Origin of the sequence: Kitasatospora sp. NPDC056273 (assembly GCF_042268845.1) — a bacterium.
In the GTDB taxonomy this organism is placed as follows: Bacteria; Actinomycetota; Actinomycetes; order Streptomycetales; family Streptomycetaceae; genus Kitasatospora.
In genome coordinates this window covers 42,030-65,526 of the sequence record NZ_JBHJSJ010000017.1, presented here as the reverse complement: position 1 = coordinate 65,526, position 23,497 = coordinate 42,030, and the positions used below count along the sequence as shown (strand labels likewise).

General features: G+C 72.5%; 9 protein-coding genes and 1 pseudogene. 7 read left to right on the top strand and 3 right to left on the bottom strand.

Annotation, left to right across the window (positions count from 1 at the left end; genetic code table 11):
* Nucleotides 1-33 precede the first annotated feature (33 nt).
* The gene (locus tag ACFCY1_RS17715) at nucleotides 34-249 is read right to left on the bottom strand and encodes a hypothetical protein (RefSeq protein WP_147409018.1); all 216 of its coding nucleotides are present in this window, start codon (nucleotides 247-249) and stop codon (nucleotides 34-36) included.
* A gap of 58 nt (nucleotides 250-307) precedes the next feature.
* Nucleotides 308-601 (bottom strand): transposase, encoded by a 294-nt coding sequence (locus ACFCY1_RS17710; RefSeq protein ID WP_117486295.1) that lies wholly within the window; start codon nucleotides 599-601, stop codon nucleotides 308-310.
* Nucleotides 602-753: 152 nt separating this feature from the next.
* On the opposite strand from ACFCY1_RS17710, the gene ACFCY1_RS17705 reads away from it, so the two are divergent.
* The 4 genes from ACFCY1_RS17705 to ACFCY1_RS17690 all read left to right on the top strand — a co-directional run bounded on the left by ACFCY1_RS17705 (nucleotide 754) and on the right by ACFCY1_RS17690 (nucleotide 2,955).
* Nucleotides 754-933 (top strand): hypothetical protein, encoded by a 180-nt coding sequence (locus ACFCY1_RS17705; protein WP_049650462.1) that lies wholly within the window; start codon nucleotides 754-756, stop codon nucleotides 931-933.
* A gap of 308 nt (nucleotides 934-1,241) precedes the next feature.
* Complete coding sequence (locus tag ACFCY1_RS17700) at nucleotides 1,242-1,655, top strand: hypothetical protein (RefSeq protein WP_049650469.1); 414 nt, start codon at nucleotides 1,242-1,244, stop codon at nucleotides 1,653-1,655.
* A 315-nt stretch (nucleotides 1,656-1,970) separates the two neighbouring features.
* Complete coding sequence (locus ACFCY1_RS17695; protein WP_049650463.1) at nucleotides 1,971-2,336, top strand: hypothetical protein; 366 nt, start codon at nucleotides 1,971-1,973, stop codon at nucleotides 2,334-2,336.
* A 259-nt stretch (nucleotides 2,337-2,595) separates the two neighbouring features.
* Complete coding sequence (locus tag ACFCY1_RS17690) at nucleotides 2,596-2,955, top strand: hypothetical protein (protein ID WP_117486294.1); 360 nt, start codon at nucleotides 2,596-2,598, stop codon at nucleotides 2,953-2,955.
* A 171-nt stretch (nucleotides 2,956-3,126) separates the two neighbouring features.
* Here ACFCY1_RS17690 and ACFCY1_RS17685 read toward each other — a convergent pair.
* Nucleotides 3,127-3,437: pseudogene (locus ACFCY1_RS17685) on the bottom strand (hypothetical protein); the annotation flags it as partial.
* On the opposite strand from ACFCY1_RS17685, the gene ACFCY1_RS17680 reads away from it, so the two are divergent.
* From ACFCY1_RS17680 to ACFCY1_RS17670, 3 genes are all read left to right on the top strand, one after another.
* A complete protein-coding gene (locus ACFCY1_RS17680; RefSeq protein ID WP_375875126.1) occupies nucleotides 3,375-5,729 on the top strand; it encodes a lantibiotic dehydratase in 2,355 nt (784 codons plus the stop codon). The pseudogene ACFCY1_RS17685 and the gene ACFCY1_RS17680 sit on opposite strands and share 63 nt — an antisense overlap.
* Before the next feature lie 498 nt (nucleotides 5,730-6,227).
* Nucleotides 6,228-13,541, top strand: coding sequence for a SpvB/TcaC N-terminal domain-containing protein (locus ACFCY1_RS17675; protein WP_375875125.1), 7,314 nt, complete (start codon nucleotides 6,228-6,230; stop codon nucleotides 13,539-13,541).
* Between the two features lie 67 nt (nucleotides 13,542-13,608).
* Nucleotides 13,609-23,037, top strand: coding sequence for a neuraminidase-like domain-containing protein (locus ACFCY1_RS17670; RefSeq protein ID WP_375875124.1), 9,429 nt, complete (start codon nucleotides 13,609-13,611; stop codon nucleotides 23,035-23,037).
* Nucleotides 23,038-23,497 lie beyond the last annotated feature (460 nt).

The following is a 23,497-nucleotide window of genomic DNA, read 5'->3' as shown; positions in this document are numbered from 1 at the left end:
CCGGACACCGCAGCCTCCCTGGTTGCGACTCGGTCAGTCCTGCCCGCCCACGGCGACGGACCCGCTTGTATCCCCGTCCCAGATCACGTCCTTCGGCGACGAGAGACCTGTGCCCTCGATCGTGGCGGTGTCGTTCCAGGAGCCGCTCATGGTGATCTGCGGGCCGCGCGCCGCGTGGGCCGCCGCAGGTACGGCGAAGGCCAGGGAGAGTCCGGCGAGCACGGCAGCGGCAACGCTTCGGCGTCGCATGATGTCCTCCAGGTGTCGAGGGGTTTCTAGCGGGTTACCGAGCCTGGCGGACGCGAGGTCACGCAGTGGCCGCCGGAATCATCCGACGGTGAACAGCTCGCGCGCATGTGGTGACACCAACAGCGCCCTCCCGACTGGGTCGGCCCACCGGCTCCGTGACGAGATGCCGCCTGGCTCCGGGAAGCCGGTCGTCGCGCTCACCCCGGTCCGCCTCGTCCTGGCGGATCCAGTTGCGCAGGGCCTCATGGTGAACCCCGAGTTCGCGGGCCATCTGACGGATCACGGGCTTCGGATCGGCCGACCGTCCACGGCAGGGCGATCCCCACGGCCGAGGCCCACGCAGCGAGAACATCCGCTCCCCACTTCAGGCGCCGGTGGACTGGTGTGCGTCGGTGGCCTCGTTCGGACGGTTCCCTGCGACGCGCGGTTACCCCCGAGCCAGCTGGGCTACAGGTAGACACGGAAGCACTCCTGTCCCTATCCACATCCGATCACGGAGCTGCCATGCAGAATCCCGCCTTCTCGAACAGAATCCCGTCCACCTACTTCGCGACCACTGGCATCGGCGACTCCGGCGAGGGGGAGCAAGTGCTGAACGTGCAGAACGTCTCCGGACACGATGTCACCATCCAGGCCGGCCAGACGTTCCAGGTCCCCCTGTACAACGGATCACCGGACGAGTAGCCGCATCCCGCGGGGGCCGCACACAGGACGCGGTCCCCGCAACCCCTGCACACAGCGCACGCCCCTGGAAACAGGGCCCGGTCCTTCCTGGCCGAGGCGGGGACTCAAGGTGCGGGTGCCGGTCAGGGCCGCAGCAGCGTCCCGCCGTACGGGGCGGGTCCTCGCGGCGAGCGGTCGGCACCACGGTGCCGGGCCCGGTGCCGGACAAGGCCCTCGCCGGGGACGCCACCGGGGACGATCGACCGGCGCCCCGGCGCCCGAATCCTCCACAACCCGGCGTGCTGGACACGGGCACTACGGTGAGCCGCATGGACATGCGGACGGCGATTGCGCGCTTGACGGAGGAAGCCGAGCAGCAGATCCACGAGCGGGTATGGGAACCGTCCGCAGGCGAGCGAGACCTCGCGATCCGGGTCGAGGGCGGACTGCGCGAGGCCATCGGCCCGGCAAACGTCCAAGAGGTCCTGCCGGAGCAGAACCGGCTGGAACACCTGCGCGAAGTCCTGGCGGTCATCGCCATCGCCCTCGCCGGCACCCACGGCCGCCTTGCCTGGTTCCTCTCCGGTGCCATCACCGCCCTCGAACCCGTCCTGCGCTGGCGCGCCCTACCCGCGGACGATCACGCTTTCGGCACCGTCCCCCCGGCCCCCGAGCAGTACACCGAAGCCGAAGACGCCGTGCGACGCCTCCAGGCCGCCCTCGCCCGTATCACCGCCGGCTGACACCCGGGCGAAGCGCGAGCCGTCCACACCTGGCCTGGACACCTCGCAGGCCCAGCCCCCGAACCGCTCCAGCCCCGACGCCGACAACCCCGTCCCCCCGCAGCCGGTGAGCCCGACGCCATCGTTCGACAGCTCCGCTCCCGTCGCGTCGCTCCAACGGCCCCGGAACACTTCGCCCGGGAGGGGGAAGTCTGCCGGGATCCGTTGTGCGTGCTGCCGGGGACCGTGTCGGCTGGCTTCCGACAGCTGCCGACCGGCACCTGGATACCACCCGGGCCGTGCGCATGCGCCCGGGCCCGCGAGAGGAGCACGACCGTGAAGACCATCAGGGCACTCGTGACAGCCGCCGTCACCCTCGTGGCGGCAGCGGGAATCTCCGTGGCCACGGCACCCAGTGCGGCCGCGGACGTTGATCAGGGCGACTGCAGCCTGTACCAGTCCGTCTACAGCAACCCCCAGTACGCCAGGGGGTCTTGCGCCTATGCGCCTACAAACCAGCGATGGCGCGTCGTGGCGTTCTGTTCAACGCTGGAAGACCACAAGTATGCCGTCGTCACCCCCTGGGCCTGGGGACAGGGGTACACCCATCACCACGGCGAGGGCGTACCTGTTGTCAACAGCCAGCAGGCAACATGCAACCCCGGTGACGCCCTGCTCGACGCGACCATCGAAACGGGCTGACCGCCCATCGGGGCACGCTCACGCACAGACGGATGCCGCCCGGTCCGGTGGGGCCGTACGACGGCCTCGGAAAGCAGCGGTCTCCCTGCCTCGCTCCAACGGCCCCGGAACAGTTCGCCCGGGAGGGGGAAGTCTGCCGGGATCCGTTGTGCGTGCTGCCGGGGACCATGTCGGCTGGCTTCCGATAACTGCCGACCGGCACCTGGATACCACCCGGGCCGTACACATGCCCGCCCGGGCCTTCGAAGGGAACACAACCGTGAAGACCATCAGGGCACTCGTGACAACCGCCGTCACCCTCGCTGCGGCCGCGGGAACCTCCCTGGCCGCAGCACCGGTCGCCCAAGCAGTGCCCGCGGACTGTAGCCTGCGCCAGGAGACCGGCCACAACCCCCAGTACGCCGAGGGGGCCTGCCTGTACGCTCCAACGACGCAGCGGTGGCGTGTCCTGGCGACCTGCGAAACGCTGGACGGCCGCTTCTACGGCGTCGCCAGCGCCTGGGCCTGGGGACAGGGGTACCCTCGCAACCACGGTGAGGGCGTACCTATTGCCAACACCAAGGAGGCATGGTGCAAACCCGGTGACGCTCTGTACGACGCGGGGATCGAACTGGGCTGACCGCCCACCAAGCACGAGTCTTCGGCAGGGTCCTCGATTCGGATACCCTGATGCCCGCCCGGGTCCTCCGCCTGGGTGGGCCACCGAGGCACGGACGCACCTGGCCGGGGTACCGCCTTCGCGGGGCGGGCAGAGACGGCACCCACATCGGCCCTGCCAAACGCGCTCCGGCTACGCGGTCGCAGGCCGCCTCCTGAGCGGAACCGTCACCCAGGCGGTCGGCGCCTCTGGGCGGCACGGCCGTGCGCGCCATAGCCTCGACACATGTCCGGCGCCCTCGCGCAGCGCGACACCGCTGGTCGGACGGGCCTCCTCCAGGAACTTCAACCCGGGCTCGCTCACGCCGGTGTAGATGCCCCGACGGTCGAACGGGCACATGAAGCGCGACAGCACCCCCGGTCCTCCAACCGGCTGACCAGGTGAATCGTGGCGCTCTGGCCGAGCACAACCGCGTCGGCCACCTGGTTCATGCCGCTGTGCCCCACGCCGACCTCGACGCGCTGCTCGCGGCCGTCCGGGACTGGGAGGAACAGCCCCCCGACACCGGCGCCGCCACGTTCCCCGCACTCGCCGACCACGCCCGCCGGGTCACCGGCCTCGCCACGGCCACGCCCCTCCAAGTCGACGCGGCGCTGCCCCTCGCGGCCGGGCGGATATCCCGCGAGGTCGCCGACGCGGCCGTGGCGGCGGCCGAACTGCTCCTGCGTCTCACCCCCTTCCCGGACGGGCCGCCGCACATCGCCGGCTACCGGCGCGCGTTCGAGGCCCGGTACGGCACCGACCGCGACGTGCCCCTCCTCGAACTCCTCGACCCCGTCGCCGGCCTCGGCACACCCTCCCCGTCCGCGGCGGGCGCACCCCTGGACACCACACGGGCCGACACCCTGCTCCGGCTCGCCACCGAGGCGCTCCACGACCACCTGACCGGCATCGACCTCGACCAGGACACCATCGACCGGATCGCCCTCGCGGACCCCGAGCCCCACCGGCTGCCCGCCTCGCTCGACCTCTACGCCATGGTCGCCGCCCCATCGCCCACCGCCATCGACGCGGGCGACTTCCGGCTCGTGTTCGGCGCCAACACCGGCGCCGGAGCCGCCGGACGCAACCTCGGCCGCTTCGCGGGGGCACTGCCCGAAGCCGTACCCGCCCTCGCCGGGATCGCCGACGCCGAACAGGCCCTGGACCCCGAGCGCGTCCAGGCCGAACTGGTCTACCTGCCCGAGAAGACCCGCTCGGCCAACGTCGTCGTGCGCCCCGCCGTCCGCGACCACGAGATCGGCATCCGCACCAGCGCCGAGCCCGGGCCGACCCGCTGGATCCCCCTCGACGAACTCGCCGTCCGGGTCACCGACGCCAGGTTCGCGCTGATCTGGGACGACGGCACCGGCACCGTCCGGGAGATCGCCGTCTGCGCCGGACACATGCTCAACCACAGCCGGGCGCCGGCCGTCTGCCGCTTCCTCGCCGACCTGAGCCGCGACGGCACCGCCCTGCTCACCGGCTTCGGCTGGGGACCGGCCCGCGGCTTCCCCTACCTGCCCCGCGTCACCCGCGGCCCGCTCGTCCTGCGCCCGGCCCAGTGGCGCCTCGACCACGCCCGGGGACAGGAGCTCACCGGGCACCCGGACGCGTTCCCGGCCGCGCTCGACGCCTGGCGCCGCCACTGGCGGGTGCCCCGCCACACCTACCTGACGAGCAGCGACGAGGCCGCCGACCACCGACTCCTCATCGACCTCGCCGCGCGCTCCCACACGGAGGAACTGCGCCGCGCCGTGAACCACCTGCGGCCCGGCGGCGCCGTCGTCCTCCAAGAAGCCCTCCCCGGTCTCGACGACGCCTGGGCCACCGGGCCCGACGGGCCCCACATCGTGGAACTCGTCGTCTCCATGACCCGCCGGGCCGCCGCCCCTCCCGCACGGCGGTCCCGGCCCGCCCACGCCCCGATCGGCCGCACGGAGCGAATGCGCCACCCCGGAAGCGACTGGACCTACGTCAAGCTCTACGGCGACCGGCAGGACGAGAACTCCCTGCTCGCCGACGGCGTCAGGGACCTCGTCCGCGCCACGGCGCACCACACGGACCGCCGCATATTCCTGCGCTACGCGGACCCCGACCCCCACCTGCGGCTGCGCCTGCGCGGCGACCCCGGCCGGCTCATCCCCGCACTCGGCGACTGGGCCGGAACCCTCCTGGCCGACGGACACCTCTCCCGGTTCGGCTTCGACGTCTACGACCGCGAGATCGAACGCTACGGCGGCCTCCCCGCCATGGACGCCACCGAGCAGCTCTACACCGCCGACAGCCTCGCCGTCCTCGACCTGCTGTCCCTCGGCCGCACCGGACAACTGCCGCTCGACGACACGGCGCTCGCCCTGCTCACCATCGACGACCTGCTGGCAGGCCTCGGCCTCGACGAACCGGACCGGCTGCGCTTCTACCGCCGGGTCCACGACCGTTGGACCCACCGACTGCGCTCCGCCGGCGCCCAGTACCGCACCCGCAAAGCGGAGTTCTGCGAACTTCTGCGCGGCCCGGCCCCGCCCGGCATCGACGCCGTCCTCGCCGAACGCCGCCGCGCCGCGCAGGACGTCGCTGCCCGGCTCGCCGACCTGGACCGCCACCGGCTGCTCGGCAAGCCGCTGCCCGACCTCTGCGACAGCTACGTCCACCTGCACTGCAACCGCCTGCTCGGCCCGGACCGCACGACGGAACACACCATCCTGGAACTGCTCTTCCGGACGCGCCAGAGCCTGGCCGCGACGGCCCGCTGACACCCCGGTGGGTTTCCTGGGGACCACCGCGTGATCGATGTCCGGTCCCGCAGTGCGTCCGTCCTCGACCTCGACGCGAAGCTGCCCGGCCAGGCCTTCAAGAAGGGCGCGGGGGAATCGTTGTTCTGCGAGTTCGACGCGGTCCTCACCCGGGAATTCCGGCCGGCACTCCGCGAGATGGCCCGGTGGCACGGCGACGACCGAATCGAACGCCTCGGCTCTCGTGCACCTGGCCGTGCCGCCGCACCCGCGGAACGCCGAGGACGACCCGTGGCGGCTGTGCGCCGTGCACAGCCCTGGCCCCCCGTTTCCGTGATCCGAATGGCCGCCTCCCGCACCACCGGACGGGCGATGGCGGCGCGCGGCCCCTCCCGAGGGCCCTTACGTTGAGGTCGAACGGCGCTCGGTCGCACCCGCCGCGACCATGCGCACAGACACGCGGCCATGCGCGGAGACAGTCGGCTCCCGGGGCCGAGGGAATCGGGGAACCGGGTGAGCGTGCCGGAAGAAGTCCTGGTGCCGGAAGGGGGCACCGCGGCGCCCTCGGGGTCGTCGGCCGGCGACAGCGCCGCCGGGCCGCTGCTGCCGACCCCGTCGCTGCCCAAGGGCGGTGGGGCGATCCGCGGGCTGGGCGAGAAGTTCACCGTTAACCCCGCGCGCGGCACCGGCTCGATGTCGGTCCCGCTCGCCCTCAGCCCTGGACGCTCCGGCAGCGGCCCCGGGCTGGCGCTGCGGTACGAATCGGGCGCCGGGAACGGCACGTTCGGCTTCGGCTTCGACATCGGGCTCCCCACGATCTCCCGCAAGACCGCCAAGGGCGTCCCCCGGTACGACGCCTCCGACGTGTACCTGCTCTCGGACGCCGAGGATCTCGTGCCGGTCCTGCTGGAGCAGCCGGACGGTTCCTGGTCGCCCGATGTCCGCGACGTGACCATCGACGGCGCCGCGTACCGGGTCGGCCGTTTCCGCCCGCGCTGCGACACCGCGTTCAGCCGCATCGAGCGCTGCGAACGCCTCGGCGTCGGCGAGGTGTTCTGGCGCACGCTCTCGCGCGACAACGTCACCAGCGTGTTCGGCCGCGACGCCGGCGCGCGCGTCGCCGACCCCGACGATCCCGGGCGGGTCTTCCAGTGGCTGCTGGAGGAGGTCCGCGACGACCGCGGAAACGTCACCACGTACACCTACAAGTCCGAGGACCTGGCCGGCGTCGACCCCTCCGCGCTGCACGAACGCCACCGCCTCGACGGGCCTCCGCCGGCCACGCGGTACCTGAAGAGCGTCCGCTATGGCAACCGGCAACCCGGATCGGCCGATCCGTCCTGCTTCCTGGTCGTCTTCGACTACGGCGAGCACGACCGGGCCCCGCTGGAGGTACGGCCCTGGCCGGTGCGCGAGGACGCCTTCTCCGACCACCGGGCCGGCTTCGAGCTGAGGACCCGCCGGCTGTGTCGGCGGGTGATGATGTTCCACGACTTCCCCGAGGAGTTCGCCGGCGGCCCCAACCCGCGGCTGGTGGCCTCCACCGACCTGACCTTCGCGCCTGACGCCGTGGCCACCGAACTCGTGTCGGTGACCCACACCGGCTACGACTGGGATCCGACGCTCGGCGACTACCGCACCGCGGCCCTGCCCCCGCTGGAACTCGGCTGGACGACGGCCGAGCCGGACACCGAGGCCCGGCGGGTCGAGGCGGTTCCGGCACCGGAGGGCAGCGACGGGCCGTACTGGGTGGACCTCGACGGCGAGGGCCTTCCCGGCGCCCTGAACCGGCAGGCCGGGGCGTGGTGGTACCAGCGCAACCTCGGCGGCGGCCGGCTCGCCCCGCCCGAGCAGGTCGTGACGGCGCCCTCGCCGGGGACGGCGGCGCCCGGCGGCGAAGGACGGCTGCGACTGACCGACCTGACCGGCGACGGCCGCCTCAGCCTGGTCGACGCCGGCCCCGGAGGCCTCGGCTCGGCGCTGCGCGAGGACGGCGGCTGGTCGCCGTTCCGGCCCTTCCGCTCCACCCCCGTCCTGGACTTCGACGACCCGGGCCTGCGCCAGGTCGACCTCGACGGCGACGGGCTGCCCGACCTGCTGTTGGGCACCGGCGACGGCCTGGTGTGGAACCGCGGCGCGGGCCGCGACGGCTACGGCCCGCGGCAGCAGGTGACCCTGCCCTGGGACGAGACCCGCGCACCCCGGCTGACCTGGGTGGACACCACCCGGACGGTCTTCACGGCCGATATGACCGGCGACGGTCTGAGCGACATGGTGCGGATCCGCGACGGCGAGGTCTGCTACTGGCCGGCGCTGGGCCACGGCCGCTTCGGCGCCAAGGTCACCATGGACGGCGCCCCCGTCTTCGACTTCGCCGACACCTTCGACCCGCGCCGGGTGCGGCTGGCCGACATCGACGGCACCGGGCCGGCCGACCTCCTCTACCTGGGCCGCGACGACGTCCACTGGTGGCGCAACCTCGCGGGCAACGGCTTCGGCCCCAGACAGTCGCTCGGGGCGTTCCCGACCGTGGACGGGCTCGGCCGGGCCGACGTGGTGGACCTGCTCGGCACCGGCACCGCCTGCCTGGTCTGGTCCTCGCCCCTGGACCGCGGCCGGGTCGAGTACCTGGACCTGTCACGCGGCACCGACACCGGCCTGCCGGACGGCGATCCCCGCCTGGCCGGCTGGAAGCCGCACCTGTTGTGCGAGGCGCGCAACAACTTCGGCGCCCGCACCCGCGTCGAGTACGCCCCCTCCACCCGCTACTACCTCGCCGACCGCGCCTCCGCCGACCCGGCCGACCACTGGGTCACCAGCCTGCCCTTCCCTGTCCCGGTGGTGGCCCTCCACCGGATCACCGACGCCGTCTCGGCCGCCGACCACACCTGCGGTTACAGCTACCGGCACGGCTACTTCGACGGCGTGGAAAGGGAGTTCCGCGGCTTCGGCATGGTCGAGACCCGTGACGCCGAGACCTTCGCCGCGCCCGGCGGCGAACTCGACGTACCCCCTGTGCGCACCCGACGGTGGTTCCACACCGGGGCCTATTCCGACGTGCTGACCGGCCGCTGGAACGGGGACACGGCGGCGGACCCGCTGCCGCCCGTGACGTTCGACGGCGTGACCGGCGGCGAGGAGTACCGGCAGGCCCTGCGGGCGCTGACCGGTGCGCCGCTGCGCACCGAGATCTACGCCGACGACGGCACGCCGCAGGCCGTCCACCCCTACAGCGTCTCCGAGCAGTCCCACCGGGCCCGCCGCCTCCAGCCCGCCGCCGAGCCCGCCGTCCAGGGCACACCCGCGCCGCACCGGCCGTGGGCGGCGTGGGCGGCGTTCACCACCTACGAGGCCGAAGTGCTGCTCCGCCACTACGAGCGGGACCCGGCCGATCCCCGCGTGGCCCACTCGCTGACCCTGGACGTGGACGCCTACGGCTCGGTGACCTCCAGCGCCGCCGTCGACTACGCCCGCCGTACCCCCGCCGTGGCCGAACAGCAGGCCGTCCCGGTGACCTGGGTGAGGGCCACCATCGACAACACCGACACCGCGCAGGTGCTGCGGCTGGGCACACCGATCGAGGTCATCGCCCACGAGATCACCGGCCTGCCCGCCCCCGGCGGCCACCGGTACACCGCGGACCAGTTGCGCGCGGCCTTCGCCGCGGCCGTCGAGATCCCCTACGAGCAGCAGCCCGCGGCCCGGGTCGTCCAGCGGCGGTGCATCGAGCGCCAGCGCACCCGCTACTGGTCCGACGACCTCACCGCGCCCCTGCCGCTCGGCCTCACCGGCGCCCGCGCACTGCCCCACCAGTCCTACCGGCTCGCTTTCACACCCGGGCTGCTCACCGCCGCCTATGGCGGGCTCGTCGACGCCCCGCTGCTGACCGGCGAGGGCGGCTACGTCCTGGAGGACGGCCTGTGGTGGGCCCCCTCGGGCGTCCACGGCTACGGCGCGGACTTCCTGCTGCCCGTGTCGTACACCTCCCCGTTCGGCAACACCTCCACCATCGACTACGACAGCCACCGGCTGCTGACGACGGCGAGCAGGGCGTCGCGGACCGCGCCGTACGACACGCTCGTCACGACGGTCGACAACGACTACCGGGTGCTGGCGCCCCGGCAGATCACCGACCCCAACGGCAACCGCGGCCACTGCGCGTTCGACCCGCTCGGGCTGATCACCGCGACCTGGACCACCGGCAAGGCTGCCGGCACCGACGGCGACCCGGACGCCCTGCCCGGCACCGTCTACACCTACGGCCTGGACGCCTGGCAGACCCACGGGGGACCGGTCTGGGCGCACGTCGAGACACGGGAACGGCATGGCGACCCGGCGAGCCCCTGGCAGCGCAGCCGGGTCTACACCGACGGCCTCGGCCGCGTGGCGATGACCAAGTCGCAGGCTGAGCCCGGTCCGGCCCAGGCCCTGGGCGCCGACGGCCACGCGGTGCCCGTGGACACCGGCACCGCGCCGCGCTGGATCGGAAGCGGCCGCACCGTCTACAACAACAAGGCACTGCCGGTGGAGAGTTACGAACCCTACTTCTCCACGACCGTCGACTACGAGGACGCCGAGGTCCTGGTCAAGCAGGGCGTGACGGACATCCTGCGCTACGACCCGCTCGGCCGGCTGATCCGCACCGACCACCCCGACGGCACCTACGACACGACCGCGTTCACCCCGTGGGAGGAGACCCGCAGCGACCCCGGCGACACCGTCCTGACCAGCCGGTGGTACGCCGACCGACAGGCCGCCGGCACCCCGCCCGCCGAACAACGGGCCGCCCAGCTCGCCGCCGCCTACGCGAACACCCCGGCCGTCGCCGTCCTCGACACCCTCGGCCGCACCGTGCGCACCCGCCAGGACAACGGCCCCGACGGGGTGTACGAGACCGTTGCCGTCCTCGACGTCGAGGGCAACACCCTCGCCGTGACCGACGCGCGGGGCGTGCGCGCGGTGGACCAGACGCACGACCTGCTCAACCGGGTGCTGCGCACGGCCGCCGCGGACTCCGGCGAGCGGCGACGGCTCACCGACTGCTCCGGCGTCCCGCTCCGCGCCTGGGACGCGGTGGGCACGACCGTGCGTTACACCTACGACCCGCTGCGCCGCCCCGCCGAGACCTGGGTGCTGGCCGCCGGCGCGAGCACCGAACGGCTCGCCGACCTCACCGTGCACGGCGAGTCGCACCCCCAGGCCGTCAGCCTCAACCTGCTCGGGCGGGTGTACCGGCACTACGACGAGGGCGGCCTGGACCAGGCCGGAGCCTTCGACTTCAAGGGCAACCTGCTCTCCACCTCCCGCACCCCCGCCAAGGCCGAGACCCCGCCGGACTGGTCACCGCTGCACGGCCGGCCGCTCGCCGACCTCGACGCCCTGGCCGCGCCCCTGCTGGACACCACCGACGTCCTCACCTCCGCGACCGCCTACGACGCGCTCAACCGGCCGGTCCTGCAGACCCTCCCCGACGGGACCCGCGTCGCGCCCCGCTACGGCGAGGGCGGACTCCTCGCCGCCGTCGACGCCTTCCCGGGCACGGCGACCGCCGTCACCCCGATCGTGACCGACGTCGAACACGACGCCCACCGCCGGCGGCGGCTGATCGGCTACGCGGACGGCATCGTCACCACGTACACGTACGACCCGATCTCCTCGAACCTCACCGGCCTGCGCACGCTCACCGGCGGCGGATCGCCCACCGCGCTCCAAGACCTCGGCTACACCTACGACGCCGCCGGGAACCTGGTCGAGGTGACCGACGCCGCCCAGCAGACCGTCTTCTTCGACGGCAACGTCGCCGCCCCGGTCACCCGCTACACCTACGATCCCGTCTACCGGCTGCGCTCGGCGACCGGCCGCGAACACGCGAGCCTGGGCGTCCAGCCCGACAGCACCGAGCCCGCGTACGCGCCGCTCCCGCACCCCAACGACGCCCAGGCGCTGCGCACCTACCGTCAGGACTACACCTACGACCCGGCCGGCAACCCCCTGACCCTGGTGCACAGCGCCGGGCCCAACGGCAGCTTCACCCGCCGCTACACCAACGACACCGCGTCCGACCGGTTGCTCTTCCATACCAGGCCCGGCGACCCGGCCGGCAGCGCCGGCTCCGCGGCCTTCCGCTACGACGCGAACGGCCGGACGACCGGCATGGCCCACCTGCCGGGCGCACTGGAGTGGAACCATGCCGACGAACTGCGGTCGGTGGACCTCGGGGGCGGCGGCCGGGCGTCCTACCTGTACGACGCGACGGGGCGGCGCGTGCGCAAGACCGTGACCCGGATCGGCGGGCTCCAGGAGGAGCGGACCTACGTCGGCGGGTACGAGGTCTTCCGCCGCCGGCGCGGCGGGGCCGTCGTCTTCGAACGGACCACCGTGCACATCGGCGATGGCGAGGGCCGGACCGCGCTGGTCGAGACGGTGACCGTCGACACCGACGATCCGGGCTCGGACCGCTCGCCGGCGGCCCGTCTGCAGTTCAACAACCGCCTCGGCTCCAGCCTGCTGGAGACGGACACCACCGGCCGGGTCATCTCGTACGAGGAGTACCACCCCTACGGCACGACCTCGCTGTGGCTGGCGGCGGGTGCGGCGCAGGTCAGCGTCAAGCGCTACCGCTACAACGGCAAGGAGAAGGACGACGAGACCGGCCTGTACTACTACGGCGCCCGCTACTACGCCTGCTGGCTGGGCCGCTGGATCAGCACCGACCCCGGTGGCTTCACCGACGGCCTGAACCTGTACGCGTACGTCTCCGGCGACCCGGTGAACTTCGCCGACCCGACCGGGCGGGCGGGGAGCGGCCGGGGGAAGGAGTTCATCTACGACCTGCGGATGCGCACCACCCCGCTCGACGCGGAGACCCGCCAGATCATCGAGAGGCTCCACCCCGGCCAGCCCATCGATCCGCGCTGGGGGCAGGACGCCTGGAAGACGCCGAAGGAGATCCTCGAACACCACCGCACCATGCTCAAGCGCCACGGCGACAAGTTGTACAAGTGGCGCAATCCGGGCGGAGGCCGGGGCGGCATGGGCAAGGGCGCCCCGCGGGTCCGTAGCGCCGTCCACGTCGAGCACCCCTACAACATGAAGTTCGCCACGCACGGCGACGCCGGCAGCGGCTACTGGGGCAATGCCTCCGACAACTACGCCAAGGAACACGTCTACCGGCGCTGGCAGGCCGCACGGTCCTCGGCCCAGGCCACCGCGCAGGCCCCGGCGCAGGCTCCCGCCGCTCAACCGCCGGAAAGGGTGCGGGTGGACGTCGAGGAGCCGCGGGTCCGCGTCGACGCCGAACCGCGGATCCGGGTCGATACCGAGCCGCGCATCCGCGTGGCTCCCGTCGAGAGCGCGGCCGAACACGCCGCGGAACGCGCCGCCGAACACGCCCTGGAGGAGGCCGGAGAGGGCGCCCTGAAGCGGATCGGCGAGCAGGCGCTCAAGAAGAGCGCCCTGCTCGTGCCCGGCGTGGGCATCGCGCTCGGCATCGGGATGGGCCTGGAGGACCTGCGCGAAGGCGACTACTTCGGCGCCCTGCTGGACTTCGGCGGTGCCATCCCGGGTCCGGTCGGTGAGGCGTTCGGCATCGCCGGGATCGTGTACTCGATCGGCAAGGCCGTCGTTCAGGGCGCGGCCGAGCAGCCCCCGGCAGGGCCCACACCCGGACCCGCGCCGACGCCCGAGCCCGTGCCCGAGGCGCCGCCCGCGCCGCCGGTCGCGCCCCCGCCCCCGCGGCCGCCCGTGCGGCCCGCACCCAAGGCCGTCCCGGCCGCGCCGCCGGTCGAGCCGGAACCGCAGCAGACGTTCGATCCGAGTCTGCCCATGGTCTAGCGGCACCCCCGCTCGGCACGTTCGCGCTTCCTACGTCCGCGCACCACACAGATCAGTTTGGGGAGTCATGTCCACCGTTGTCCGTGGGACCGCCGCCGTGGCGGCCGGGTCGCGGCTCGGCCGGCGGGCCGCCGTCGTGACGGGGCCGCCGCAGAGCACCGAGTCCACGATCCTCGGGCCGTCGTCCACCGACCACCGGGGCCCCCACCGGGCGACCCGTGAGCCAGGGCGGGGCTTCGGCCCGCCCGGGGAGTGGGTGGTGGACGACGGTGGTGCCGTCCTCGCGTTCCCACCCGACCTGCCGACCGGGCCGAAAGGCCCCGCCGCACCCGGACCGGCCGCCGCAGGCGGGGCGGCCACGGGCGCGGGAGGCGAGGGCGGACAGGGCGGCGGCCCTGGCTACGGCGGCCGGGGCTACGGCGGACACGGGCCCGGCGACGGGCACGGCCCGTCCGTCGCTGACGACCTCACGGTGTCCGGGCAGGTCACCTGGCCGGAGGGAGCCCCCGTCGTCAACGCGGTGATCCGAGCCGTGGACCGGGACCTGCGCACCGAGCAGCCGCTCGGACCGTTCGCCCCCGGCTTCCCGAACGAGACGCGCACGGACGCGGCGGGCATGTACACCATCCACTACAACCGGACGCAGTTCGCCCGGGTCGAGCTGGGATCGGCGGACCTGATCGTCCGGGTCCGCGACGCGGCCGGCGTGGTGGTCGCGGCCTCGCCGACCATGTTCAACGCGCCACCGCAGGCCGTGATCAACCTGGTGGTGACCGGGCCGATGGCCGGGCAGCCCTCCGAGTGGGACCGGCTGGCCGCGGTCGTCGAGCAGCTCGTCGACAATCCGAGCCCGGCCGGCCTCGGCCAACTGCGCATGTCCGACCTGGAGTTCCTCCTCGGGGAGACCGGTGCGGCCGCCGACCGGCTCACCGCGCTGATCCAGGCGGCGGGGCTGGTGACCGACGCCGTCGCCGCGGGCGTCACCGGGATCCCGCCCGAGGCGTTCTACGGCCTGATCCGCGAGAAGCTGCCCGCCGACTGGCCGGGCCTCGCCGGGCACCCGGCCGCCGACTTCGCCGCCGCCCTGCAGAAGGCCGTCAACGAGGGCATCGCCCCGTCGGCACTCGCCGCACAGGCCGCCCACCTCGGCGACCTCATCGCCCAGGCGGCGGCCCATGCGCGGTCCACGACGACCGGCCAGGCGGCGAAGCTGGCCGACCCCGCCGTCCGGTACGCCGACACCCGGCACGCCGGCGGCGAGCCGATCGTCGACGCCCGCCTCGACGCCGCGCTCGCCGGGGCCGTCACCGCCCTGGTGAACGGCGCGGGCACGCCGTCCGACGCCCTGGAGACCGCACTGGCCTCGGCGCTGTCCTCCGCACGCTGGCAGGACTACGCCGGCGTGACCGTCGCGGCCGTGGCGGGCGCCGTGCTCACCGGGATCGCCGCCTCTCCCGCGCTCACCGCCGAAGCCACCGCCCTGGCGCGGACGATCGCGGCCCAGCCCGCCCCGGGCGCCGGCGCCGTCACCGTCACCGACCTCCTCCACCTGGACGCGCCGGTGCGGGACAACCCGCTGCTGCTCGGCGACGTACAGCAGGGCATCGTGGTCGAACTCGCCGGTCTCGCGGGGCTGTCGCAGACCGCGACCGGCGCCGCGGCCGCCCAGAGCACGGGACTGTTCGACGCGCAGGACAACACGCTGGACGCGCTGCGCTCCTCCGGTGCGATCACCGACGCCGAGGCCGCCTCGCTGAGCGGCATCCTCGACCTCGGCCGGCTCACCGACCACCACACCGGCCTGCTGCACACCCTGGTGAGCCAGGGCGCCACCGCCCCGCTCACCCTGGCCGGCTGGGACGCCGCGCGCTGGACCCAGGTGATCACCGCCACGCCGGGGCCCCTCCCGCCGGGCACCACCCCGGACGCCTACGCCCGGAACCTGGTCGCCAACCTCGAACACACCCATCCCACCCAGGCGCTGGCGGCCCGGCTGGCCCCCGGCGACGACCACCTGACCGCGGTGTACCAGAACAACCCGGGCCTGGACCTGCGCCGGCTGGACCTGGCCACCGGCGCGGGGGCCGCGGGGCTGAACTGGACCGGAGTCCCGGAGGCCGACCGGCCCGCCGTCCTGGGAAGGCTCTCCGCCCACCAGCGGCTGCTGACGATCGGGCACGACACCGCGACCCGTGCCGCCCTCGCCCGGGCCGGCTTCGACTCCGCCCTGCGGATCGCCGCCCACACCGAGGCCTCCTTCATCGCGAAGGTCACTGCCACCCTCAGCCCGCACGGACCGGGCGGCGCGACCTCCGCAGGCGGCCCGCACAGCCTGGGCGGCACGACCACCGGCGGCGGGGGCCTGGACGTCGGCACCGCCCGGATGGTCTACGCCCGCGTCCAGGACGTCGTCCTGAACGTCGCGCAGGCGTACGGCTCGGCCCGGGACGTCCTCAACGGGCCGTTCGCCGGGCTGCCGGTCTCACCGGTCACCCCGACCTTCGTCAACGACCTGCTGCGGATCACCGGCCTCACCGGACTGTTCGGTTCCCAGGACTACTGCACGTGCGGCGACTGCCAGTCCGTGCTCAGCCCCGCCGCGTACTTCACCGACCTGATGTACTTCACCGAACAGCACGTCTCCCAGCCGTACTTCACCGGCCCCGGCCTGAGCACCCACCCGCTGTACCTGCGCAACCGCCGTGCGGACCTGTGGAAGCTCCGGCTCACGTGCGACAACACCAACACCCTGGTGCCGTACCTGTCGATCGTCGACCAGGTGATGGAGGACTGGATCCAGGCGCACGTGCTGACCGCGACCCAGCCGGACGTCTACGCCGTGCTCAGCGATCCGGCGCAGAAATTCTCCTGCCAGGTACCCTTCAGCCTGCCCTTCGCCGAACTCGGCCTGTACCTGGGCTACTTCGGCCTCGCCGTGGCCGACGTTCAGCAGGTGCTCCAGTTGCCGGACGCGACGGTCAGGCGCGCCCGCACGGGCCTGTCGCCCGACGAGGCCACCGTCGTCGCGACCCCCGACCCCGCCGGGATCATCCAGCGGCTGGGCGGTCCGGCGACGCTGAACCTGCTGCCGGTCACCGACTTCGTACGCCGCCTGGCCATCTCCCGCGACGACCTGACCACCGTGCTGGCTGCGCGCTCCGACCCCGACCTCGCGCAGATCACCGTCGTCAAGCTGAGCGGCGGCGCCGGCGAGATCCAGAACTTCCCCGAGGCGCTGCAGAACCTGACCGCCGACCGCGCCGACCGCATCCACCGCCGTATCCGGCTCGCTCGGCCGCTGCCGTGGACCCTGGACGAGCTGGACCTGGTCCTGCTGTCGGCCCAGCAGGCCGCACTGGTCGGCGGCGACGTGAGCGAGGCGGCGACCGAGCTCGTCGGCCGGCTGCTCGCCCTGCAGGGCGCGTTCGGCCCGTCTGTGCAGCAACTGTGCGCGCTCGTCACCGACATGCCGGTCTCCACGGCCTTCCCGAACACCCCGACCGCACCCGGCGCCCGGCTGCTGTACGAGACGGTGTTCGACCTGCGCGGCATCTTCGGCCCCGCCGACCCAGCGCTCCCGCTCAACCCGACGGTCGGCTACTACCACTACTCGCTGGACACCACGCTCGGTACGAACCCGCCGGTCATCGACCCCAAGACACCGCTGCTGCTGGCCGGGCTCGGCATCAGCGAGACGGACCTGCTGCTGCTGTTCGCGCTGCTGAAGAACGAGCTGGCCTTCGACGCCACCGGGCACACCACCCTCAACCGGCACAGCCTGTCGCTGCTGTACCGGCACGTGCTCGTCGCCCGCTCGCTCGGGTACACCGTGCCCGACCTGATCACGGCGCTGGGCCTGGTCCTCCCGCCGCCGGCCACGGCCGAGCTGAACTCGCTGGACCGGATCGAGCAACTGCTGGCCTTCCACCGCTGGCAGGCCGGCTCGCCCCTCACGATCTCCCAACTCGCACTCGTCCTCACCGGTGTGACCGGCAAGACCGTCAGATACCTCAACAACCCGGCCACCGCCGCCGCGCTGGTGCACGGCATCCAGGTCTCCGGCACGCAGCCCAGGCTCGACGCGCTGCGCACCAGGCTCGCCACGAACTTCAACGTCGGCTCCGCGCGGCTCGCCACGATGCTGGTCTGGGCGGCGCACGACATCGCCGCAGCGGACATCCAGGCGGCACTGGACGCGCCGTTCACCGGGACGGTGCCGGACAATCCGGCCCTGCTGCTCCCCCTGCTGGACCTGCTGCACCAGCTGGAGCGGGTGGCGCTGCTGTTCGGCACGGTGGGGCTGCAGGACGCGGGCATCGCCTACCTCACGGCGAACCGGCACGTCCTGGGCATCGCCGACCTCAAGGCCCTGACCCTGCGCGACGTACAGGCGGTGGCCGCCTACGGCGCGCAGGTCGCCGCGGCGACCGCGGTGACGCAGGCCGTCGACGCCGAGACCGTCGTGCAGCAACTCCTCAGCTCCTACGACGCCGGCGGCACCTTCGGCCCGGCCGACCGCGCCCGGCTCGCCGCCACGCACCAGGTGGACCAGAGCCTGATCGACTCCATCGTCGCGGCTACGAGCCTGCCGCCCGTCGCGATCGACGCCCTCACCCGCCTCGACCAGGTGTTCGCCCTGTGCCGCACCCTCGGAGTGAACGCGTACTCGCTGCACAAGCTCGGCCAGGACACCGGCTACCCGGTACTGCGGGACGCCGCCGCGGTGGCCGCCGGCGCCATCGCGGCGCAGTACAAGGACGACACCGCGCGCGACGCGGCGCTGGAGCCGTACCAGGACCGCGTCAACACCCTCAAGCGCGACGCCCTGTGCGGGTTCCTCGTCGACGGCCAGCCGCAACTGAACTTCCACGACCACAACGAGATCTACGACTACTTCCTGCTCGACGTGGACATGAGCGGATGCGCCAGGACCTCCCGGGTCGTGTCGGCGATCTCCAGCGTGCAGCTCTACCTCCAGCGCTGCCTGACCGGCCTGGAGAAGTCCGACCCCGCAGGCTCCGCGACCCTCGTCGACGTGCCACCATCGGCGGTGCCGGCCCAGCAGTGGGCGTGGCGCAGGAACTTCCGGGTCTGGCAGGCAAACCGCAAGGTGTTCCTCTACCCCGAGGCGTACATCGACCCGGACCTGCGGGACGACAAGACGCCCATCTTCACCGACCTCGAAGCCGATCTGTTGCAGAAGCCCATCACCAAGGACACCGGCGAGGAGGCCTTCCAGCGCTACCTGACCCGGCTGGCGGAGGTCGCGGGCCTGCGGATCTGTGGCAGCTACTACGACGACGACCAGGCGACGTACTACTTCTTCGGCCGCACCCAGTCCGACCCTGCGGTCTTCCACTACCGCACGTGGAACACCTCGACGTGGACACCGTGGAAGCGCGTCGACCTGCCCATCGAGGGGAAGTGGGTCTCGGCGACCCGGTTCCAGGGCAAGCTCTACCTGTTCTGGGCGAGCATCGTCACCACCGAGCACACCAGCTTCAGCGGCGGCGGCTCCCACGACGAGCCGTCCACCGTCAAGGTCGGCCTGGTCTACTCCGCGCAGAAGCCGGACGGCACCTGGCTCGCGCCGCAGAAACTGGACTGGCTCTACCCGATCGGCGAGCCGAACCAGGTCTGGTGGTGGGAGTCCTTCGTCGCCGACGACATGCCCGGGGACAAGACCGCCAACACGCCGTACCCCGTGATCAGCGGCGACGCCATCATCCTGCGCTACATGAACCGGTTTCTCGACCAGGGCGCCGACCGGGTTCACGACCGCCAACTGAACCTGTTCCACAACCAGTTGCACAACCCCGACCGTTGGGTGCCCGGCACGCCGACCGGACACGCCATGGGGCTGTACTGGACCTTCGGCTCACCCGTGGGCTGGCTGGGGGTGTGGCAGTCCTCCGACACCGACCCGGCCGGCTTCGACCTGCTGCGGGAGATGTTCCACACCGATCCCGGAGCGGGCGGGTCGTCGCCGGACTTCGTCACCACCGGCTTCCCCGTACCGGACTACAACGTCTACTTCGAGCACGGCAAACCGGACTTCGTCTCCCCGATCCAGGCGGTCAACAACGGATTCCCCGAATCCGTCCTGGCCGTCCCCGTCCACAACCAGCAGTACCTGATCCACGACCGCCACTACCTGGACTTCCCCCGCTTCTCGCACTTCGTCTCGGCACTGCTGCCCATCATCACGGAGGCCGCCGCGGGACCGGCGATCACGGCGGGCACCGCAGGACCGGCGAAGGAGGCGCCCGCACTCCCCGCCGCGGCGCTCGTTCCCGGGCGGTCGCACTCGGCGCCGCTGACCTTCAACCTGGCGTCCCTGAGGCTGCCCCGGGCGCTGACCTCCCTGCCCCTCCAGCCCCTGCGGTGGTGGTGGAACCCGCGCCAGCTCATCCGGCTGACCACCTCGATCGTTGGCGACCTGCTGCGGATCAACGCAGACCACGGCGTGGAGGGCCTGCTGGCCCTGCACTCGGAGTACTTCTGGGGGCTCGAGTACGGCGTCGGCTTCTCGATCACCGCGCCCTGGGCCCTGCTGACGCCCGACGACGACCCCGCCCACGTCGACATCAGGAACAGCGCCGCCTACGGCACCTACTACCAGGAGCTGTTCCTGCACCTGCCGTGGATGATGGCCCACCAGCTCAACGCGGCCGGGCGGTACGAGGAGGCCATGTGGTGGTACCAGCGGCTGTTCGACCCGACGAGCTCCGACACCGACGCCGACCGCAACTGGCGGTACGTGGGTTTCAGGGGTCTGACCGTGCCCTCGCTCCAGGACGTCCTCACCGATTCGGCAGCCCTGGACGCGTACAAGAACGATCCCTTCAACCCCTTCGCCATCGCCCGTCTGCGTCCGGTCGCCTTCCAGAAAGCGGTCGTCATGGGCTTCGTCGACAACCTCATCGACTGGGGCGACTCACTGTTCGCGCAGGACACCACCGAGTCGATCAACGAGGCCACGATGCTGTACGTGCTGGCCTCGGAGATCCTCGGGCCGCGCCCGGTCCAGCTCGGCGAGTGCCCGGTGGTACCGGCCGAGCAGCTGACGTACGACGCGATCGGGCCGCAGATGAGCAACGTGTCCGACTTCCTGGTCACCCTGGAGAACTGGGTCTACCAGACCAGCCTGAGCCAGGGCGACATCATCGACACGAGCGGCACCCACGCGCACGCGCACACCCCCACCGCGACGGCCACGGCGACGGGCCTGCCCGTCACCACCGGCCTCCAACTGCTGTCGTACGGCGATGCCGCCGACCTCAGCCAGCGCAACACCGACCTGGCGCAGCTGTGGAGCGGCGACACCCTGGCCTACGACCTGCTGCCGGCCTTCGAGGTCGTCAACCAGACCACGCTGGTCTTCTGCGTGCCGCCGGACGACGTGCTGGCCGGTTACTGGGACCGTGTGGAGGACCGGCTGAACAAGATCCGCAACTGCATGAACCTCAGCGGGGTGCGCCGGCAACTCGCGCTGTTCGCCCCGCCGGTCAACCCCTTGGACCTGGTCCGCGCCCGGGCCGCTGGCCTGAGCATCGAGGAGGCGGTCGCCTCGGTCCAGGCACCCGCCGCCCCCGCGTACCGCTTCGGCTCAGTGATCGAGCGCGCCCGGCAGTCCGCGCAGACCGTCACGGCGTTCGGCGCGAGCCTGCTGTCGGCACTGGAGAAGAAGGACGCCGAGGAGCTGACCCTGCTGCGGTCGGTGCACGAACGCACCCTGTTGCGCATGGTGGAGGACGTGAAGACCGGCCAGGTCCAGGAGGCGCAGCACCAGCTCCAGGCCCTGGAGGAGCAGAAGGCCCTCGTCCAGGCCAGGATCGACTACTACCAGGGGCTGATCGGCTCCGGACTGACCGGCTGGGAGAAACTGGAGGCCGACTCGCGCACCGCCGCGGCCGTGGTGCGCGGCGGCGAGTCCGCGCTGTACGCGATGTCCGCGATCTCCTTCCTGTTCCCCAACGTCGGCAGCCCGTTCGCCATGACCTACGGCGGCCGCGAGATCGGAAACAGCGTGGCCCAGGCGGCGCAGACCCTCGGCTCGCTCGGCGCCACCGCGGAGGCCGTCGCGTCGGCCGCCGCGACCGGCGCCGGGTTCGACCGCCGCTACCAGGAGTGGGGGCAGCAACTCACCCTCGCCGAACAGGAACTGAGGCAGGTCGAGCAGCAGCGCCTGGCCGCCGAGGCGCACGCCGGGTACGCCCAGCGGGAGCTGGACGTACACCAGAAGCAGATGGACCAGGCGGACGAGCTCGACGCGTTCTACCGCGGCAAGTTCAGCGGCCTGGGACTGTACACCTACCAGGCCCGTACGCTGACCCGGCTGCACCGGCAGGCGTACGACGTCGCGTACGGCCTCGCGGCCGCAGCCCAGCAGGCGTACGCCTTCGAGATGGGCGACACGACTTCCTTCATCGCCCCCGACAACTGGGAGAGCGGCATCGCCGGCCTGCTCAGCGGTGAGCGGCTGGATCTCCAGCTCCGGCAGCTGGAGGAGGCCTACATGGCCAGGAACACCCGCCGCCTGGAGGTCAGCCAGTTCTTCCCGCTGACGGTGGTCGACCCCACGGCACTGGTCGCGCTGCGGGATACCGGCGAGTGCACCTTCACGCTGCCGGAGCTGTTGTTCGACGTGGTCTACCCCGGCCAGTACAAGCGGCTGATCAAGTCGGTGCGGCTGACGATCCCTGGCGTCACCGGGCCCTACACCAACGTCGCCGCGAAGCTCTCCCTCGTCGCCAGCGAGGTGCGCACCGCGCCCGATCCCGCGCCCGGCGCCTTGGTGACGCTCCCGGTCCAGCCGAACATCGCCTCCGCCATCGCCACCAGCACCGGCCTGAACGACGCCGGACTGTTCGAGCTGAACTTCCGCGACGAGCGCTACCTGCCGTTCGAGGGCTCGGGGGCGGTCGAGAGCGTGTGGAAGCTCGAACTCCCCACACAACTGAGGGCGTTCGACTACGACACCATCTCCGACGTGGTCCTGCAGCTCAGCTACACGGCGCTCGACGACGGTGCGTTCCGGGTGACGGTCGAGAGCCGCGTCGTCGGCGAACTCACCCAGTACGCGACGTCCACGGGCCTGCTGCGCCTGTTCAGCCTGCGCCACGACTTCCCGGCCGCCTGGCAGCAGGTGACCGCCGCGGCGGGCGGCGGTGCGGGGACCGTCACGACCTCCTTCGAGGTGACCGCGCAGCACTTCCCCTACTTCCTGTCCGCGCGGACGCTCAGCCTGGCCGCCGCGACCGTCGTGCTCCAGCCCGTCGGCACCGGCCCGGTCGACGCCTCCGGCCTGAGCCTGACGCTCAACGGCACGACGGGCTCCGCGTGGCACGTCCCGCCGGGCACCCACCTGACCACCTCCGATATCGCCGTCTCCGGTCCCGCCGTCGGCACCTGGACCCTGGCCGTGGCCGGCCCCGGGATCGACCCGGCGAAGGTGGCGGACGTCCTGCTGCTGGTCCGCTACAGCGCGGCCTGACCGCGTGCCCCGGGCCGCCGGTGGCCGGCGGCCCGGGGCCGGGGGCTGGAGGGCGCTGCGAACCCGGCGGTGGGTGTATGGCACCTGTGACCGCTCTGACCCCGTGCTCGTCCATCACCACCGTCATCTGCTCCCCGGCCCCAGGGAATCCCCGCGAGCGCGAGGAGCCCGGTGCGGGAGGCCCGGCTGAAGGTCGACCAGGACCGGCATCGTGGCGATGCCGTAGCAGAACCTTCCGGGGCCCGCGGGGACGAGGTCGACGTGGTCCACGCCGTCGGGGCGGTTGACCAGCCGGTACTGCCACGGCCGGCCGGTCCGCCCCCGGCCAGGTCGAGGGCGCGGGCCGGGAAGTCCCGGCCGAGCGGCAGGACGTCGGCGTCGGTGAGGTACAGGACCGGCGCCCTGGCGTGGGCCGCCGCCGTGTTTCGCAGCAGGCCGGGGGGCCGGTCCGCGGGGTAGG

What these genes read in the sequence shown, in the direction of transcription:
- ACFCY1_RS17705 (WP_049650462.1), top strand. Translation starts at nt 754, where the DNA reads ATGCAGAATCCCGCCTTCTCGAACAGAATCCCGTCCACCTACTTCGCG.
- ACFCY1_RS17715 (WP_147409018.1), bottom strand. Translation starts at nt 249, where the DNA reads ATGCGACGCCGAAGCGTTGCCGCTGCCGTGCTCGCCGGACTCTCCCTG.
- ACFCY1_RS17700 (WP_049650469.1), top strand. Translation starts at nt 1,242, where the DNA reads ATGGACATGCGGACGGCGATTGCGCGCTTGACGGAGGAAGCCGAGCAG.
- ACFCY1_RS17710 (WP_117486295.1), bottom strand. Translation starts at nt 601, where the DNA reads ATGTTCTCGCTGCGTGGGCCTCGGCCGTGGGGATCGCCCTGCCGTGGA.
- ACFCY1_RS17670 (WP_375875124.1), top strand. Translation starts at nt 13,609, where the DNA reads ATGTCCACCGTTGTCCGTGGGACCGCCGCCGTGGCGGCCGGGTCGCGG.